This is a genomic window from Mesorhizobium sp. M7A.F.Ca.ET.027.03.2.1 (genome assembly GCF_003999175.1).
In the GTDB taxonomy this organism is placed as follows: domain Bacteria; phylum Pseudomonadota; class Alphaproteobacteria; order Rhizobiales; family Rhizobiaceae; genus Mesorhizobium.
This window is the reverse complement of sequence record NZ_RZOM01001529.1, coordinates 1-996: the sequence shown is the minus strand read 5'-3', so window position 1 is coordinate 996 and position 996 is coordinate 1. Positions and strand designations below refer to the sequence as shown.

The following is a 996-nucleotide window of genomic DNA, read 5'->3' as shown; positions in this document are numbered from 1 at the left end:
CGGCGCCATTGCGCTGGCGCGCGAAGCCGTAGCCGAGGCGGAAATAGGTCTTTTTAGTCGTGCCGACGAGGCGGGCGAAGGCCTCGGTCTCGGCGACCGTCAAGCCGGTGATCCCGGCCGCCCAGTCCGGCGTGCGCGTCTCGAGATGCGCTTCCAGCCCTTTCGGGTCGTCCGTGTACTTTTCGAGATAGGCGCGGTCGGCCATGCCTTCCCTGAACAGCACATGCATGACCGCGCAGGCCAGCGCGCCATCGGTGCCCGGCTTCAGCACCAGGCCGAGATCGGCCTGCTTCATCGTCGCATTCTCATAGACGTCGATGACGACGATCTTCGCGCCGCGCTCCTTGCGCGCCTTGATGGCGTGCGTCATGACGTTGACCTGCGTCACCACAGCATTGGTGCCCCAGATCACCACGCAATCGGATTTCGCCATCTCGCGCGGGTCCGGCCCGCGCAAGGCGCCGGCGCCCATCATCCAGCCGGTCCAGGCGAGATTGGTGCAGATCGAACCGAAAAAGCCGGAGTATTTCTTGGCGTGGCGCAGCCGGTCGATGCCGTCGCGCTGCACCAGCCCCATCGTGCCGGCATAATAATAGGGCCAGACCGTCTCCGAGCCGTATTTCTCCTCGGCCGCAATGAATTTTTCGGCGACGAGGTCGAGCGCCGCCTCCCAGCTTGCTTCTTTCCAGGCGCCGTCGCCCTTGGAACCGGCGCGGATCAGCGGCTTCAGCAAACGGTCGGGATGATGGACGCGGTCGGCATAGCGGGCAACCTTGGCGCAGACGACACCGGCCGTGTAGCTGTTGGACTTGGCGCCATGGACGCGGCCGATGCGGTTGCCGTCAAGCAACTCGACCTCGAGCGCGCAGGTCGAGGGGCAATCATGCGGACAGGCCGAATGGCCGATGCGAAGCTTGGCGTGTTGGTTCATGGGGCGAGGTTAACCGGTTCCGGACGCGGCGTGTAGGGCCAGATCTTACCCTCCCCTTGATGGGG

At 65.0% G+C, this 996-nt stretch carries 1 protein-coding gene; it reads right to left on the bottom strand.

What is annotated here, in order from left to right:
• Positions 1–931, bottom strand: a 931-nt coding sequence (locus EN750_RS36190) for a molybdopterin-dependent oxidoreductase (RefSeq protein WP_145968278.1), incomplete at its 3' end; no start/stop codon positions are given.
• Between the last annotated feature and the right edge of the window lie 65 nt (positions 932–996).